The organism is Pseudalkalibacillus sp. JSM 102089, assembly GCF_041366475.1.
Lineage (GTDB): Bacteria > Bacillota > Bacilli > Bacillales > Guptibacillaceae > Guptibacillus > Guptibacillus hwajinpoensis_B.
The window spans coordinates 348,842-365,975 of sequence record NZ_JBEWYW010000001.1; the positions used below are offsets into that span (position 1 = coordinate 348,842).

The 17,134-nt window shown below is 39.4% G+C and carries 19 protein-coding genes; 4 read left to right on the forward strand and 15 right to left on the reverse strand.

What is annotated here, in order from left to right:
- Positions 1-165 precede the first annotated feature (165 nt).
- From ABVF21_RS01650 to ABVF21_RS01695, 10 genes are all read right to left on the reverse strand, one after another.
- Entirely contained in the window at positions 166-438 is a 273-nt protein-coding gene (locus ABVF21_RS01650; protein WP_371017350.1) for a hypothetical protein, read from the reverse strand.
- Positions 439-453: 15 nt separating this feature from the next.
- A complete protein-coding gene (gene ytvI, locus ABVF21_RS01655) occupies positions 454-1,557 on the reverse strand; it encodes a sporulation integral membrane protein YtvI (protein ID WP_303531494.1) in 1,104 nt (367 codons plus the stop codon).
- Positions 1,558-1,649: 92 nt separating this feature from the next.
- Positions 1,650-2,684, reverse strand: coding sequence for an EAL domain-containing protein (locus ABVF21_RS01660; RefSeq protein ID WP_303531491.1), 1,035 nt, complete (start codon positions 2,682-2,684; stop codon positions 1,650-1,652).
- A gap of 177 nt (positions 2,685-2,861) precedes the next feature.
- Positions 2,862-4,292, reverse strand: coding sequence for a glycogen synthase GlgA (gene glgA / locus ABVF21_RS01665; protein ID WP_303531488.1), 1,431 nt, complete (start codon positions 4,290-4,292; stop codon positions 2,862-2,864).
- A 15-nt stretch (positions 4,293-4,307) separates the two neighbouring features.
- Positions 4,308-5,414, reverse strand: a complete 1,107-nt coding sequence (gene glgD / locus ABVF21_RS01670) for a glucose-1-phosphate adenylyltransferase subunit GlgD (RefSeq protein WP_283152168.1) — start codon at positions 5,412-5,414, stop codon at positions 4,308-4,310.
- Between the two features lie 17 nt (positions 5,415-5,431).
- Entirely contained in the window at positions 5,432-6,571 is a 1,140-nt protein-coding gene (locus tag ABVF21_RS01675) for a glucose-1-phosphate adenylyltransferase (RefSeq protein WP_194221554.1), read from the reverse strand.
- Complete coding sequence (gene glgB, locus ABVF21_RS01680; RefSeq protein ID WP_283152169.1) at positions 6,564-8,471, reverse strand: 1,4-alpha-glucan branching protein GlgB; 1,908 nt, start codon at positions 8,469-8,471, stop codon at positions 6,564-6,566. Before glgB ends, ABVF21_RS01675 begins: the two co-directional genes overlap by 8 nt.
- A 293-nt stretch (positions 8,472-8,764) precedes the next feature.
- The gene (locus tag ABVF21_RS01685) at positions 8,765-9,775 is read right to left on the reverse strand and encodes a glycoside hydrolase family 15 protein (protein WP_303531483.1); all 1,011 of its coding nucleotides are present in this window, start codon (positions 9,773-9,775) and stop codon (positions 8,765-8,767) included.
- Positions 9,776-9,873: 98 nt separating this feature from the next.
- Positions 9,874-10,131, reverse strand: coding sequence for a YhdB family protein (locus tag ABVF21_RS01690; RefSeq protein ID WP_303531481.1), 258 nt, complete (start codon positions 10,129-10,131; stop codon positions 9,874-9,876).
- A gap of 77 nt (positions 10,132-10,208) precedes the next feature.
- Positions 10,209-11,069, reverse strand: a complete 861-nt coding sequence (locus ABVF21_RS01695) for a CvfB family protein (protein ID WP_303531479.1) — start codon at positions 11,067-11,069, stop codon at positions 10,209-10,211.
- A 131-nt stretch (positions 11,070-11,200) separates the two neighbouring features.
- On the opposite strand from ABVF21_RS01695, the gene ABVF21_RS01700 reads away from it, so the two are divergent.
- Entirely contained in the window at positions 11,201-11,470 is a 270-nt protein-coding gene (locus tag ABVF21_RS01700) for a DUF2524 family protein (RefSeq protein WP_303531477.1), read from the forward strand.
- A gap of 132 nt (positions 11,471-11,602) precedes the next feature.
- On the opposite strand, the gene ABVF21_RS01705 is transcribed toward ABVF21_RS01700, so the two are convergent.
- Both ABVF21_RS01705 and ABVF21_RS01710 read right to left on the reverse strand, forming a co-directional pair.
- Positions 11,603-12,121 carry an acyl-CoA thioesterase gene (locus tag ABVF21_RS01705; RefSeq protein ID WP_194221549.1) on the reverse strand — a complete coding sequence of 173 codons (519 nt, stop codon included), beginning with the start codon at positions 12,119-12,121 and terminating at the stop codon, positions 11,603-11,605.
- A gap of 16 nt (positions 12,122-12,137) precedes the next feature.
- Positions 12,138-13,826: a formate--tetrahydrofolate ligase gene (locus tag ABVF21_RS01710; RefSeq protein ID WP_371017351.1), complete on the reverse strand. Its 1,689-nt coding sequence runs from the start codon at positions 13,824-13,826 to the stop codon at positions 12,138-12,140.
- A 285-nt stretch (positions 13,827-14,111) separates the two neighbouring features.
- On the opposite strand from ABVF21_RS01710, the gene cspD reads away from it, so the two are divergent.
- Complete coding sequence (cspD, locus tag ABVF21_RS01715; protein WP_194221547.1) at positions 14,112-14,312, forward strand: cold-shock protein CspD; 201 nt, start codon at positions 14,112-14,114, stop codon at positions 14,310-14,312.
- A 156-nt stretch (positions 14,313-14,468) separates the two neighbouring features.
- Positions 14,469-14,717 carry a DUF2564 family protein gene (locus ABVF21_RS01720; protein WP_194221546.1) on the forward strand — a complete coding sequence of 83 codons (249 nt, stop codon included), beginning with the start codon at positions 14,469-14,471 and terminating at the stop codon, positions 14,715-14,717.
- A 25-nt stretch (positions 14,718-14,742) separates the two neighbouring features.
- Here ABVF21_RS01720 and ABVF21_RS01725 read toward each other — a convergent pair whose 3' ends face one another.
- Both ABVF21_RS01725 and ABVF21_RS01730 read right to left on the reverse strand, forming a co-directional pair.
- Entirely contained in the window at positions 14,743-15,405 is a 663-nt protein-coding gene (locus ABVF21_RS01725; protein WP_303531469.1) for a DUF771 domain-containing protein, read from the reverse strand.
- A 13-nt stretch (positions 15,406-15,418) separates the two neighbouring features.
- On the reverse strand, positions 15,419-15,595 hold the full coding sequence (locus tag ABVF21_RS01730) for a zinc-finger domain-containing protein (RefSeq protein ID WP_194221544.1): 177 nt from the start codon (positions 15,593-15,595) through the stop codon (positions 15,419-15,421).
- A gap of 127 nt (positions 15,596-15,722) precedes the next feature.
- On the opposite strand from ABVF21_RS01730, the gene ABVF21_RS01735 reads away from it, so the two are divergent.
- Positions 15,723-16,112: a reverse transcriptase-like protein gene (locus ABVF21_RS01735; protein WP_303531467.1), complete on the forward strand. Its 390-nt coding sequence runs from the start codon at positions 15,723-15,725 to the stop codon at positions 16,110-16,112.
- A gap of 99 nt (positions 16,113-16,211) precedes the next feature.
- Here ABVF21_RS01735 and ABVF21_RS01740 read toward each other — a convergent pair whose 3' ends face one another.
- Entirely contained in the window at positions 16,212-17,090 is an 879-nt protein-coding gene (locus ABVF21_RS01740) for a 5'-3' exonuclease (RefSeq protein ID WP_303531465.1), read from the reverse strand.
- Positions 17,091-17,134 lie beyond the last annotated feature (44 nt).

The window sequence follows — 17,134 nt, forward strand, 5'->3', positions numbered from 1 at the left end:
ACTTTTCATCTTGCCATTCAGTCGTATCGTGGTAACTCGATAACTTATGGCTTTCTCAACATGCTACACTCCCCGATATCGGTTTCCCTCACGGATAAGTTGAGTGATGACAAGCGATTGTGGTCTGGCTTGCTTCCTTGCCAAAGGAAGATTTCTTATATGACCTTATGGTCGCACCTGGTAATGTCCTATGGCACCCTTAGGACTTTCTAATGTTGACATCGTCGAGAATTTTGTTTCAACGCGATGTACCGCTGCTAAAAGCTCCCATTGAACGTCATATTCTTCAGCAGCTTCTCTGTAAAGGTCGATATATTCCTCTGGAACTTCAGATTTTTTCAGCGGTTGGGAAAAAGAATCTGGTGTTTTCTGAAGAAATATACCTATTAACACACTAATAAAGATTGTTATGATAATTAAGCTTCCTAATCGCTTCACTTCCGTTCTTCCTTCCTACCGTCTTTCCTCTGGATCTATGAATTCTTCACTAGGAAGATGGATCCATTTACTTAAATATCCGTGATCATATAACGCTTTAATGAGAATGAGCAAAATCGGTGATAATACGACTCCCGCAATTCCAAAAAGTGAAAGAGAAATAATCATAAATGAAAGAATTGTAAACGCTGATACACCTAGTGAATCTCCCGTAATTTTCGGCTCCATGATTTGTCTCACTAGCATAACCACCCCAAGTAGAATCAATAAGGATACTGCGAGAGAAGTTTGCCCAACCGCAAATAGATAGATTGCCCATGGTATGAAGATCGCCGAAACGCCAAGAAGCGGAAGAAGATCGAAAAAAGCAGATAAAAGCGCGAGTGTGAATGCATTATCCACTCTTAATATCCATAACCCGCATAGAACGAGTACAAATGTGATCGTAATAAGCTTTAGCTGCGCTTTTAAATACGCTCCGATTCCGCTTAACACGTTTTCCTTCAGGAAAAAATAAGCCGTCTTAAATGTATTTGGTGTTCGCTTCGCCGCAATTCGCTTCCACATTTCAATCTCAATACTTAAGAAATACGCGAGAACAATTCCAATAATGAAATTAATCACAAGCGTTGGAATGGACGTCACAAAAGCAAACACGCTATTTAATAAAGTCGTCAACATAATGGATGCTTTCTCAACGAGCGTTAGTGAAAAATCTTGCGCCTTCTCTAGTACATCTGGAGGTAAGGCGTTTAACTGGAGCTGCCCCCAATGCACATAGTTCATAATTTGATCCTGGAATTTCGCAACGTATCCAGGAATAAGGCTGATTAAGTTTTGCAATTGAAGAACAAAAATCGCGCCTGCTAGAAAGACTACGCTCACCACGATTAATACGAAAACAAGCGTGGAAATAGTAGTTGCAGCTGTTTTGCCTATTCCCTTCCGATTTAGAAACCGAGCGAAAGGTTCGATAACTAGAAAAATAATGTACCCTACGATAATCGGTGCCGCAATTTCAAATAAGAAACTCGAGACAAGCATAATTAAAAAAACCGTTAAAACGATAAGTCCAATATCAAAAGCTGTTCGCGCATAACGCCGATAAAAAGTTAGCATCCTGTCACCTCAATTTAGTAATCTTTCGTAAGCATATCGGTTTTGAGAAGAAATTTCCATAAGAAAAAGAAGGGAAACCCCTTCTTTTAATATTAAACTTGTATTGAATTAATTGGTCGTTCAGCAGGACGCCCAAAATAATAGCCTTGTCCAAGCGGTATTCCCATTTGCCTACAAAAATCAGCTTCTTCTTTACGTTCAATTCCTTCCGCGAGTAACGTAATCCCCTCTTCCTTTGATAGATAAATCATTTCGCTCAGTTTCTCTTGTTTTTCAGAATCTTGATCGCAATGAGAAATAACACTGCGGTCAATCTTCGCATAGTCGGGCTTCAACTGAAGGAGCATTTCTTTCGTAGCGTATCCAGTGCCTACATCATCTAGCGCCATTTTCATTCCTTCTTGCTGATATGTGCGAAAGATTTGTTTTAAATGATCTACTTCGTCAATCTTCTCAGTTTCTACTACTTCAAATACTAAATCTCTTGGATCAAGATTGTACGCTTCAACAGCTCGGAATGTTGTTCGTAAGCAATGAGCTGGATCATAAATCGAAGAAGGGAGAAAATTAATGAAGCGTTTAACGCCTTTTGAAAGATGCGACGCACTAATTTTAATAGAAGCAATTCGTGCAGCGCTGTCAAGAAAGGCTTGAAGACCAGATTGTCTAGCCATATCAAATAATTCATTTGGATAAAAAGGATAGCGCTCATTAGTCGGCCGCATCAAGAATTCATACCCTGTAATATCATTATTATCAAGTGTGATAATGGGCTGCATATGGCTAGTAAAGAGAGAATTCCTCATAACCTCTATAAAATCTGGATGTTTGAGCCTTGAATAAAATTGAGGAAACGAAAGAACTGAGCTCCTCTTTATTTCATCCACTGTTCCCGTTCCACAAAAAAACATTTGTTTTGCCGCATCATTAAAATGAGAACTGATGCGATGACAAATTTCAAGCAGGGATTCCGAATTTTCATAGGAGACTGTAAGAGAATTTAAAGATTCACTTTGGAATATCAATTCATTTAAACTTTGTCGAAGCTGCGGCACAGCTGTAACGATTTCTAAATAACCAGAAGAAGGGATATCTGGTATCACGTTGCATTTTGAGCATGTAAACATAAGGCTCTTTCTCCTATCTAAGTCATAATCTGTCTATGTAATAGCTAGTAATAACCATCGTGAATTTACACGTTTTGCCTCGTTCAAATGACTCATCAATTAAGCCAGGTCACTTTCTGAATCAAAAATGAAGCAGAGGAATAATTCCCCTGCTTCTCTTATCGGAATATATGAGCATTACTTTAATAGATTATTGTACAAATTCATGTATTTCGCTGATGAAGCTTCCCATGAGTAATTAAGACGCATCGCTCGTACGACTAATTTTCTCCAAGTGATTTCATTATGATGATAAAGGTCTAGAGCAAGATTAATTGTATCTAGCATTTCGTGAGCATTGTAGTTCGCAAAACTAAATCCATGTCCTTCACCGGTGAATTGGTTATAAGGTAGTACGGTATCTTTTAACCCGCCTGTTTCTCGAACGATCGGTAGACTACCGTATCTTAGAGCGATCAGCTGACTGATTCCGCATGGCTCAAATTGAGAAGGCATTAGGAATAAATCAGAGGCAGCATAAAGCTGTCTAGCAAACCCGTCATCGAAATAGATATTCGCGCTGAACCTGCCTGGGTAACGAGCTTCAGCCTCTCGTAGCATATGCTCGTAGTGCTCATCACCTGTTCCAAGAACGACAACCTGAACCTTTTCCTCCATAATTTGAGGAAGAACTCTAAAGAAAAGATCGATTCCTTTTTGTTCTACGAGTCTTGTGATAAGAGCCAGGACAGGTATTCCTTCTCCTACTTGTAAACCCAGCTTTTTCTGAAGATCTGTTTTGTTTTTATCTTTAAGTAAGTGTGTTGCGTGATAGGAATAACGAAGTGCTGCATCTTTAGCAGGATCATAAAGGTCTGTATCAATTCCATTAATAATCCCAACAAATTTATCTTCTCTTTTTCTCATAACGCCATCCAAGTATTCACCAAAGTAAGGTTGCTTAATTTCTTCCGCATAGGCAGGACTTACCGTTGTAATATAATCGGCATAAAGCAGTCCGCCTTTCATGAAGCTGACGTTCCCATGAAATTCCACACCTTCATTATTGAAGTGGAGTTCACTTAAGTCGAGCAAATCATGAAGGATTGTTTTTGGAAACACTCCCTGGTAACGAAGGTTATGGATGGTATATACCACTTTCATCCCTTCATAATAAGGATGATTTCGGTAATGAGCTTTTTTCAAAACAGGAATCATCCCTGTTTGCCAATCATGACAATGAAGAATGTCCGGTTGCTCTTCTAAATACGGAATGGCTTCTAATACAGCCTTACAGAAGAATGAAAAGCGTTCTCCATCATCAAAATAACCATAGCTACCGCTACGCTTAAAATAATACTCATTGTCAATGAAATAATAGGTAATTCCATCAAGCTTAAGCATTTCAATTCCGCAATACTTATCGCGCCAACCTACAGAAACTGTGATTGCTTCTTTCAGTTCAAGCTGACTTTTGTACGTTTCATTCATATCTTGATATTTAGGTAAAATTACGGATACATTCGCTCCCTGCTTTTGAAGGGCCTTTGGAAGGGCGCCTATAACATCGCCCAACCCCCCTGTTTTGATAAAGGGATGACCTTCAGAAGCGGCAAATAATACATTCATTTCAACTTCCTCCTACTAGATGACGGTGGATTTAGCAATAACTCTCGGCTGATCTTCAGAAGTCACTGTCTCATTAGGCGAAACGGAAACGTCTTTATCAAGAATCACATTCTCGATAACGGCTCCTTCACCAATTTCACACTTTTGCATGATAATGCTATTTCGAATCACAGCCCCTTTTCCAACGCGGATACCTCTAAATAAAATACTATTTTCGACTGTCCCTGATATCGTACAACCGTTTGCAATTAATGAGTTCGATACGGTGGAGCTTTCAAGGTATTTAGCCGGTGATTCGTGTTTTACCTTCGTATAAATCGGGCCCGTATTATAAAATAGTTCCTGCGTCACGTTTGGATCAAGCATCTCCATGCTATAGCGATAGTAGCTTTCAACACTATCAATAAATGTTACATATCCACCGAAATGGTGCGCATGCACATGATAGCGATCCAGACTTGCGGCAATTGCTTCATTAATTGATTGATGCTTACCTGATTCAATACTATCTTCCACGAGGGAAATGAGAAGAGAAGATTTCATCAGAAAAGTGTTTAAATAAACGTTATCTCCTGGAAGAGGCTCAACCCCAAGGTTTAAGCGATCAACGCGCTCATCATCGTTTGTATAAAGCACATTGTAATGACTTCCGCTCGTATAAGGATCATCACACGGCTTGTAGACAACAGTGATATCGGCGTTCTGAGATTCATGTTCTTCAATAATCTGATCGAAATCAACATTCCAAACGAGCTGACCATTTGTTACGAGAACGTAATGGGAAAGGCTTCTTTTGAAAAAGGAAAGGTTTTCATGAAAAGAGTGAATATCTCCCGTGCTTCTGCGCTCTTCATCTGCTGGAGGCTGAAAGAAAAGACCTCCTTGATGACGATCTAGATCCCACTCGCGTCCGGATCCTAAATGGTCAAATAAAGAACGGTATTTTTCACGAGTGAATACGGCAACTGTATTCACTCCTGCGTTTGTTAAATTCGATAATGAGAAATCAATGAGTCGATACCGCCCTGCAAATGGAACAGAGGCAAAGCTCCGATGATTGGTTAACTCACTCAGCGTGTTTTTTTCATCTACGAGGTTAATAACTCCTACTACTTTTTTCATCGTTTCATCCCCCTACTCTATTTTGGTACCGATACAATTTCGCCATCTGCAATTAACGAGATCGAACCATCGCTTGATCCGAGTGTCATGCCATCTTCTACTACCGTTCCACTTTCTACGATAGCGTTCTCAATCGTTACATTCGCGCCAATTTTCACATTTGGCATTATAATCGAATTTTTAATTGTGCTTCCAAGGCCAACATGAACACCATAGAACAATACGGAACGATACACTTCTCCATATACAACACATCCTTCATTGACAAGAGAACGCGTTACCTTTGCTTGAGGTGCGATATATTGAGGTGGTTGGTTCGGGTTAACCGAATAAATTTTCCAAGCAGGATCATTTAGAATTAAGCTTGGATCATCATCAAGTAAGTCCATATTGGCTTCCCATAAACTTTGTAACGTACCAACGTCTTTCCAATAACCGTTGAACGAATATGCGAAAACGTTCTTTTCATCTTCAATCATAGCCGGAATGATATCTTTACCAAAGTCATTTGATGAATCTGACTTTTGCTCATCTTCGGTTAAATATTTCTCAAGCGCTTTCCAGTTGAAAATGTAAATCCCCATAGAGGCAAGGTTAGTTTTCGGTTCAGCAGGCTTTTCTTGAAACTCGACAATACGATCTTCATCATCAGTGTTCATGATTCCGAAGCGACTTGCTTCATGCCATGGTACTTCAAGCACAGCAATTGTGGCATCTGCATTGCGCTGTTCATGGTAATCCAACATTTCAGAGTAGTCCATTTTATAGATGTGATCACCTGAAATAACTAAAACATACTCAGGATCATATTGTTTAATGTAGTACATGTTCTGGTAAATCGCATTCGCTGTGCCGCGATACCATTCGCCACCTTTTTGACCCATATATGGTGGTAGAACAGATACACCTCCATTTTTTCGATCAAGGTCCCAAGAACTCCCGATTCCAATATACGAATTCAATATGTAAGGCTGATATTGCGTCAGAACCCCTACCGTATCAATTCCTGAATTACTACAGTTACTGAGGGTGAAATCAATAATACGATATTTCCCTCCGAACGGGACTGCTGGCTTAGCAAGACGAGTTGTTAACTTTCCAAGTCTTGTCCCTTGACCTCCTGCAAGTAGCATAGCGACACAACGCTTTTTAGACATAGCGATTTCTCCTTTCAAGGTTGCTTTTATTTTTTTTGCCGAGAATAACAATTCCAAGTGGTGGCACTTTAAGCATTAGACTACAAGGCTGATTGTGATACGGTTTTTTATCGCTTTGTAAGATTTCTGCGTTAAGTTGACCTGAACCACCATACTTTTCTTGATCGCTATTAAACATTTCGATATAAGTACCGGAAGATGGAACACCAATGCGATAATCATAGTAAACATTAGGAGAAAAATTAATGATGGCGATATCACAATCGCCCTTCGCTTTTCCTTTTCTCATAAACGTTAGCACAGACTGTGAGTTATCGTTCGCATCAATCCATTCAAATCCTTCTGATTCATGATCAATTCGCCACATGGCCCTTGAATCCAGGTAAAAGTGGTTCAAATCTTTTACATAGGCATTCACCTTACTATGCATGTCATAGTCCAAAACCATCCAGTCTAGTTCAGATAAATCTTTCCATTCATCGTACTGACCAAATTCTCCACCCATAAAAAGCAGTTTCTTTCCTGGATGAGCCATCATGTACCCATAAAGTGTACGAAGATTGGCAAATTTCTGCCAATAATCACCTGGCATTTTATTTAACAATGACTTCTTCCCATGTACGACCTCATCATGAGAAAGAGGAAGAAGATAATTCTCTGAAAAAGCGTAAAAAAACGAAAAAGTTAATAAATTGTGATGATGCTTTCGATCATCCATATGGAGCTCCATATACTTCAGGACGTCATTCATCCATCCCATGTTCCATTTATAATTGAATCCGAGCCCACCTTCATGGATCGGAGCACTTACAAGCGGGTAGTCGGTTGATTCTTCTGCCATCATCAGCACATTCGGGTATTGTTCAAATACCGTACGATTTAGTTTCTGAATGAATTCCTTGGCTGCAGAGTTCTCGCCTTCAACGCCACCACTTTCATGGTCATGATGATAAAGTAACATCTGTGATACAGCATCCACTCTTAAACCATCTATATGGTAGTAGTCAAACCAGAACAACGCATTTGAAATAAGAAAACTGACAACTTCTGGTTTACTATAATCAAAATTATACGTTCCCCAATTATGTCGCTCAGCACGAGCAGGATCTGATGGCTCAAAAACAGGACCTCCATCAAATTGACCTAGTCCATGCGCATCTTTGCAAAAATGAGCAGGTACCCAATCAAGCAGTACACCGATGTCTTCTTGGTGACATCGATCAATAAATGCTTTTAAATCATCCGGTTGTCCAAACCGGCTTGTTACAGAAAAATAGCCGGTAATCTGATATCCCCAAGATCGATCAAAAGGATGCTCCATAACGGGCATTAGTTCAATGTGCGTGTAACCGAGTTCCTTTACGTAAGGAATGAGCTCCTCCATAAGATCCCGATAAGAATAATAGGAGCCGTCCTCTTTTCTACGCCAGGACCCTGGATGAACTTCATAAATCGACAGCGGGCTATCATAAGGAGCCGTTTTCTTTCTTTTGTTCATCCATTTTGCATCTTGCCAATCATACTCATCGACTTTTTTAACAATAGATGCTGTTTTCGGTTTTAACTCTGAATAAAATGCATACGGATCAGATTTCATTAGAATCTCGCCTGCACCTGTTTCGACAGCATACTTGTAGAGTTCGTCTTCTGATAGATCTTCTACAAATAACGACCAGAGACCGGACTCTTCGATTTTCTCCATTCGATGCGATGTGGGATCCCATTGATTAAAATTCCCTGTTACAGATACGGCTGCAGCGTGAGGAGCCCAGACTGTAAACCTGACTCCAAATCGTCCGTCTTCTTCCCTTAAATGGGCGCCCATTGAACGATAAGCCTGAAATAAATTTCCCTGATGAAATAAATACCGATCGTAATCTGTCGGCATCGATACAGTCATTGCGGCACCTCGCTCTCATTGATAAATATAGGGATTCCACCATAGTTATCCTCTACATCCTAAAGATTCGACATGTAATATGGTCATTCCTTCAAAAAAAATATTTGTCGAAAAATACATGCTTTTTTCGACAAATAACGGAATAATATTTCACAAAAAGGCTTTTTTGTATAATAGCCTATAAAAAAAAGGTTGCGGATAAACCGCAACCTTTTGAATGGAAAAGTTAATAAACGTTTCAATTGAATGAGCCACAATATAAACTAACATAGCTTTTCGAAAAAACTTTTTAGTTATGATACATTCTCTTGCATTTCGTTCATTCGAACCTGTAGCTGGTATGCCATCGAAATAGACCATGCAAGTGGAGTGTTTTTATTTGGAATATTAGTACCACCAATATAAAGTTCTGGAATTTTACCACTTTCAGGTGTAATGCTCATAGTTTTCGTCCAATATTCATTCATTTTATCTAGTTCACCTAGCTGCTCATAACATAAACCGAGCCAAGGAAATCCGAAGCACCACTCTGCTTCACTACCTTCATTGTAATAAACATCGTTTTCATAACGAATAACTCCGCGTTTTCGCTCGAGTTGTCCCGTGATACGATCTACAATTTGAATGGCTTGTTCTCTTGTTACAACATTTAAAGGATAAATTAAGGATAATAGCGCTAAATCAGCTTCTTTCGTTTCACTCTCACAAGGTAGAAGGTCATTTAGGACTTCCTGACCCTTTTCAATCATATAAGAGGGAACATTAACGAGCGTCTTTACTGCTTGTAATCCCGCAACACATGCTCCAACACTTGATGCATGAACTTCTACATTTTCTTCCCACATGCCGTTATCTGGACTTTTCCAGTATTCTAGACATTCTAAGTAGTCGACAAGCTTCTGAACGATGCGATGATCAACTTTGTCCCTTAGCATCGGCTTTCCGTTTTGAATTCCTTGTCCTATACCAAACAGCAATATTCCTACTGCATCATTTTGTGCATGACCCCATTCAACAGGAATTTCTTCAAGATCTCTTGTGTATCTGGCATGAATGTATTCATGTAAGTATTGTGGTTTCTGCTCCGTATGAATATCGATTTTCCATTCATACTTTCTCAATAATGTGAGAAGCGCATGATAAGCTTTTTCATATCGTGAACACTTTGAATTTAAATATGGCATAACCGCATAGCATACATCTCTGATCCAAACGTAGTCGTAATCATCGGATGTACTTGCAACATAAGCTCCATTAGGTAATCGCATGCTTTCAAGTACACTGTGCAGCTGCTGTTGATTCATATTTCTCACCTGCTCCTTATTTTTTACTACAATTATACCCTATTCGACAATTTTAAACCTTTTTAAGCCACAAAAAAACTGACCCGGGTAGTTTAGGGTCAGTCAAAAGTCTGATTTATTGCTGTCATATCGCTCATATCAGGTTCCATTCGATACACATAGTCTATATAGGTAAGAAGTGTGTCTCGTGCTTCTTTCACCTTCAAAAATTCAGTTTCACGTATAAACGCATGAACAAAATGCTCAATTCGCTTCGAAAGAATATCGTCTTCTGTCTTCATCATCAGAATACTTAATTCAATACAAGCACAATGATGTGTGTAATATAGAGCTTTGTCATAGTCAGTAATGTCCAATGACATGCCCCCTTTCTAGGAGCTTACGTATAGTATCCGCTCGTAAGCGCCCATTACACGAAGAAAAAGATGTCATATTACGTTCTAAGGAACGTTACTCCGTCTTTTTGTTCAATTTTCTTTTCTTTAATAAGTTTCCCCATAGCTCGCTTAAAAGCAGCTTTACTGATGTTAAACTCACTCTTTATGGCTTCTGGATTACTTTTGTCTGTAAATGGCATCTGATTGTCACGCTCTTGCATATAAGCAACTAAACGTTCAGAATCCTCAAGTCTTGCTTCTTTCACAAGTGGTCTTGTGGATACATTTACACGTCCATCTTCTCTTACAAACGTGATCCTCACTGTAAGACGCTGGCCAAGTCTCACTTGATCCTTCATCTCATCCTTATGAAGATAAGCAAGGTATCCTTCATTGGTTAAAATTGAAACACCGTCTTCAAGGAAGCGAAAAACCAGGCCTTCTACTTCATCATTTTTACATTCTGCCGGTGCTGATTTAGAAAGCTCCTGTATTTCTTCAAATTTACTTAAATCTGCAAACAGGCGCTGCTTTTTATCGAGCTTTAATCCGCAATACAATTCATCACCAATTGCTGGCCAAGTTGCCCAATCATAAGGTAGATCATCTTTTGATAACAGCATGTCCTTTTGAATACCAATATCAACAAAAACACCAAGGCTTCTTTTCACTTCTACGACCTTTAGAATCGAGAATGAATCAACTGTAACAGATGGTATTGTTTCAGTTGCTGAAAGTCTCCCCTGATGATCATGGTACAAAAATACCTCAACTTCATCATTTTCTTCATAGTTATTTTTAGCTTCTTTTTTATGAAGCATAACGTCTTCGAATCCATTTGTTAGAAAATATCCGTATTCTTGTATACGTGCGACACGTAGCGTCGCCATTTCTCCTGCATATAATTCACTTGCCAACTTGATTCACGCCTTTCTTTTTGCTTGTCTTAGTATATCACTTCCACACCCGGAATTTCCCCTTGTTTCTCATAAAAGTGTCTTTCCTGTCAATACTAATCGTGACCAATTACGAAAAGGAGATGTGCACATTGTCCACATACCGAAAACTAGAAGAAATGTTAAAAAACGCTCACGAGCTTGTTGAATTTGCCGACGAACAGCTTCAACTTGCTACCAAACAGCAATCAGCCATTACTGATAATAGCTATACTGAAACACAGCAATTACTTGAGCAAATGTCCGGAGAATTAGATAAAATGATTCACAGCGCAAATCCTGAACAGCGTGACGCCCTTAATCGAGCGCAACAGCAAATTCAGGATCGGCAAAACAATTTTATTCTCGGGTTTGAAACATGAGATCTGCATATTTGCAGATCTTTTTTAGCTATGTTTAACGTAGTTCATTTTTAGCTCATTCATGCTCTTTGATAACCATTCGATTGAGACAATAATCGATAATCAACAATTTAAGCTAACGTAGGTTATTTCTTAAGAAAATGAACCAAATTCACTGGCTAATGTTTGCGAGTGTTTTCTCCTCGCTTTTCTTGCTTTCATACGCTCTAATCCACCATCATTCACAAATCTCTCTTCTTCTGTCTCAGGCATTGCTTCAGGCACTCTTGCAGGTATACTCTCTTCATCTAGAGCAACGAAAGTTAAGAAGGACGTGGCGCACACTTTCTTTCTTCCTGTTAACACATTTTCTGCAAATATTTTCACAAACACTTCCATTGAAGTATTGTGTGTCCAACTTACATAGGCCTCTAAGCTGACTACTTCACCTTCACGAATAGGACTAAGGAAATCAATTGAGTCAGCTGATGCAGTAACTACTGCTGATCTAGCGTGCTTAGATGCAGCTATGGCAGCAATATCATCTATGTATGACATTAGCTTTCCACCAAACAAGGTTCCATGAGTATTTGTGTCAGAAGGTAGTACGAAGCTTGATTTGGTCGTTCTTGAATCACGTATTAATTTTTTTGTTAAAGCTGTATTCGACATCATATATCCACTCTTTCTAGAAAAGCCCAATTGCTGTTCCGTCTTCAGAAACATCCATGTTAAGGGCCGCTGGTTTTTTAGGTAATCCAGGCATCGTCATTACGTTCCCGGTTAATGCTACGATAAATCCGGCTCCAATGGAAGGACGGAATTCGCGAATGGTTATCGTAAAGCCAGAAGGTCTTCCGAGTAACGAAGGGTCATCCGAAAGAGAATATTGTGTTTTCGCCATACAAACAGGAAGTTTCCCCCAACCATTTTCTTCGAATTCTTTCATTTGTTTCTTAGCTTTAGAGGACAATTCTATCCCCGAAGCACCGTAAATTTCTTTAGCGATCGTTTCGATTTTCTCTGTAATTGAACAATCAAGGTCATATAGAGGCTTAAACTGATTTTCAGTTCGTTCCATTTCGTTTAATAACGTTTCTGCGAGCTCTACGCCGCCTTCTCCTCCTCGGGCCCATACATCTGTTAGCGCTACAGGGATACCATTTTCTTTACACCATTCTAAGAGAGTATTCACTTCTAAGTCCGTGTCTGTTAGAAACCGATTAATGGCGACAACATATGGTACACCAAATTTTTTAATTGAAGAGACATGCTGTGCCAGATTTGATAGCCCAGCTTCTAGCGCACCAACATCTTCTTTTTTTAGGTTATCTTTTGGTACTCCGCCATGCATTTTAAGAGCTCGAATGGTTGCTACAATTACGGTTGCTGCAGGATCAATATTGCCAGCTCTAGTTTTAATATCGAAAAACTTTTCAGCTCCGAGATCAGCCCCAAATCCTGCTTCAGTAATCACATAGTCAGAAAGCTTTTGCGCCATTTTGGTTGCTGCCACGCTGTTACATCCATGAGCAATATTAGCAAAAGGGCCACCGTGGATCAGGGCTGGAGTATTCTCCAACGTTTGAACAAGGTTCGGATTCATCGCATCTTTTAAAAGAAGTGTAATCGCTCCCTCCACACCTAAATCCCCAACAGTAATCGGTTCTTTTGACATGCTATACCCTACTACAATTGAAGAAAGACGCTTCTTTAAATCAGTTAGGTCTGAAGCAAGACATAGAATCGCCATGATTTCAGATGCTACTGTAATATCAAACCCATCTTCACGAGGTACACCTTGTGTAGGGCCTCCTAGACCTACAATGACATTACGTAATGCTCGGTCATTTAAATCCACAACGCGCTTCCAAGTGACGCGCCTTGTATCAAAACCAATTTCATTTCCTTGATGAATATGGTTATCGATAAGGGCAGATAAAGCATTATGTGCAGAAGTTATTGCATGTAAATCTCCAGTAAAATGGAGGTTAATATCTTCCATCGGCATCACTTGCGAATAACCACCTCCTGCTGCACCTCCTTTAATCCCCATACTTGGACCAAGTGAAGGTTCCCTCATAGCAACAATGGCTTTTTCACCGATTCGATTTAGTGCCTGCGCTAAACCAACTGTTACAGTGCTTTTCCCTTCCCCTGCAGGAGTAGGATTGATCGCTGTTACAAGTACGACTTTTCCAGAGGGCTTTTCATTTAAACGCTTCATCGCATTTAATGAAATCTTTGCTTTATAATGACCATAAGGTTCCCATTCATCTTCATATAATCCTAGCTGCTCGGCAATTGAAGTGATGCGAGTCATCTTAGATTCCTGTGCAATATCAATATCACTTTTGAATTTTACTTCCGGCTTCATAGAACCCCTCCATATGTAAGAATGCATCTTTCCAATTTCCATCTTACCCAACTTTATTCTTCCCGTTAAGGATTATGTTCTAATCAGTTGATAGTCTTGACATTTTTCTAATGAGACGTTATATTGTAGTTAACCATTTATCACATAGGATATTTGATTGAGACTTTGATTTCGATTTTTCGTGCACTAATCTCGTACACATCGAATATCTCTTATTCAACATCCAGTGAATGGTTGAATTTTAAAGTGCACAAAGATTGTGCTAAGCTTTTAGGAGGAACAAACATGCAAAACGGTAAAGTAAAATGGTTTAATGCAGAAAAAGGATTCGGTTTCATCGAAATCGACGGAGCTGACGATGTATTCGTACACTTCTCAGCAATCAATGATGAAGGTTTCAAAACACTTGAAGAAGGCCAAGACGTTTCTTTCGAAATCGTTGAAGGAAATCGCGGACCTCAAGCTGCTAACGTAAACAAACTCTAAAAATATAACTTTCAAAAGGAACTGATGAAATCATCAGTTCCTTTTTTTTACGTCATTTTCCGATGATCTAGAACTCTGGAGCTTGATAAACCCTATGGTTTAAAAAGCATCCTCATGGTCATACTATTCTTGAATGAAACGTAAAGGTGGGATAGTATGTCAGAACCATATTCTGATTTGCAACAAATTGAAATGTCCATTAAATCAGCTCAGCATCTCGTCGGCCAGGCAACGAAAAGCATGAATGGTAACCAGTTACAAGCGGCACAAGATGCGATTAATCAAGCGAAAGAACAGTTCCAACAAGCGCTCTCACATAAATCGGGAACGAATGAACAGTTCTATGAATTTTCTAGTGAATTAATCGAAAAATGTGAAACGCAGTTAAGAGAAGCAAACGAATAAGAGAAGCAGCACTGCGCTGCTTCTCTTATTCGTTATCAACTTCAATGGAACTACTAATTTCTGTACCCTTAAGCGCTTGTTTGGCTAATCGATGCGCCTCTTTATTCTCTTCGCGAGAAATATGCTTGTACACCGGTTGAAGTCTAAGATCACGTAGCGTATCTTCAATGCGATCCATCCATCTCGTTAAAAGTGGTTCATACACGGCCCATTCTCCTCCAAGCTGGTTAATCACCACCTGGGAATCACCTTTAATGAGGATCTCTGTATCCTCAACATCGATTGATTTTATTTCTTGAAGACCTAACCATAACGATGCATATTCGGCCTCATTATTATTTTCAAGAAAATCCATCGCTTTATTTATTCGTATGCGTTTTCTCTGCCTACCCTCATAATAATAAATAACCGCTCCGCATCCAGCCTTCTTTGTTTCTTTATCAAAACTACCGTCGAAAATAACCTCAATTGAAGCTGGTCGTTCTTGTTTTTTGGTCATGTATGTTTCCAATTCCTTAACAGACCATTTCGTTCCCCTATTATCAAGAAAGTAAAGGTCGATGGATCGACCCGTTTTAGCAATATCACGTGCCAAAAGAAGCGCTTCATTAAATGGCACTTCGTCTGACGTCATCCAGGAGGAAAGGCCTCTTGGCGTTTTGTATTTCCATTTCACAATAACATCCATGTCTATGCCCTCCCTATGTCAAATGTTTACCTAATTGCTTCAATTCTTCTCCAACTGTACATTCAGTAATACAAAACCTTTGGGCATGACATTTACCGTAATCATGTTGATTGACTCTTTTGAGCAAGCAATCCTGACAATATGTATCTAGGATTAACCCTACTTCCATCATGACTTCTTTCTTTTTCATACTTTTCACTCCTAAACACAGTCCCTTCTTAACAGTTTTCTCCTTTTACCTTAAATGTATGTCTTCTCTCTACGAACATGATTATGATAAAATACAACAAGACCAGCCCACAGGGGAGGAAAGGCACATGATTGAAGTGTATGTAGATGGAGCAAGCGCAGGTAACCCTGGTCCCTCTGGAGCAGGTGTTTTCATTAAAGCAGAAGGAAGTGTCATTCGATCTTCTCTCCCGCTTGGCACGCTCACAAACCATGAAGCAGAATTCGAAGCGTTAATTCACGCTCTTACGCTTTGTATAGATAAACAGTTCCGGACAATCTCCGTTCGCACAGATTCACAGCTAGTCAGTAGTGCAGTCGACGGCAGATATGTCAAAAACAAAGGTTATCAACCCTACTTAATTCGATGCTTGGCGTTAGTTGATCAATTCGACCTTTGTTTCATTAAATGGATTCCAAGCTCAAAAAATAAAATGGCTGACGAGCTAGCGCGAAAAGCGATTCAGCAAAACAAATGATAAAAACGTCCTTATCTTCTATCAATTCCTAATTAAAACGAGCGCCTTTTCAATCCAAGGCGCTTTTTTTATTTAAGATATGTTAACCAACCATTGTTTCTACATGCGGATTCTCAATCCGAGATGATCAAGCTCATCCTTAAACCGATCTAAATCCATATCTAACGTGCAATTAGCAAATGAATAATCATCAAGCTCAGGAATCGCTCGCTCAATTGTCACAAGTTCAAGACTTAATTTCGCGAGCTCCTCTCCATCTATAAGCTTTTTACGATAGCGATTAAATTTACTGTCTAGTTCCCTAATGTTCTCATATATCCCTTGAACGGAACCATATTGCTGAATAAGCGGTAACGCAGCCTTGTCCCCTACCCCAGCAACACCTGGAATGTTATCACTCTTATCTCCTAGTAATGCTTTCACATCAATCCACTGATCGGGTGTAATTCCATACTCTGTTTTAAAATGCTCTTCTGTGTATACCTTATCGCCTTCTTTGCGAATCGCAATAATTTGTGAAACAGAAGGATTTAGAAGCTGAAGAAGATCACGATCATTACTATAAATGTAACAATCACCTCGCCCTTCTTTTGTCCACCTATCGGAGAGTGTTCCCATTACATCATCTGCTTCAAATCCTTCTACACTCATCTGCGGGATTCCTGTTGCCTTAAACAAATTCACCGCCGTTTCATACTGCTGAATAAGCGGACCAGGTAAATCTTCCCTCGTTCCTTTATAATCTTCATAGAGCGCTTTACGTTTTACTTCATTCCGTTTCACATCCCATGTAACAACAAAATGCGTTGGTTCATACTCCTTTACAAGAGAAATGATTTTTTGTAGCTTCACCCTTAAAGCATTCGTAAATAACCCTTCAGGCGTTTGCGAAAGCTGGTCTTCAGACTTTCCATAGGCTGTCGCAAAATAACCTCTGCTTAATAAATTAAATCCATCAATTAATACTAATCGGCCCATATATTTGATCTTCCTTTCACCCTATAATCCATTTTCTTTTCTTA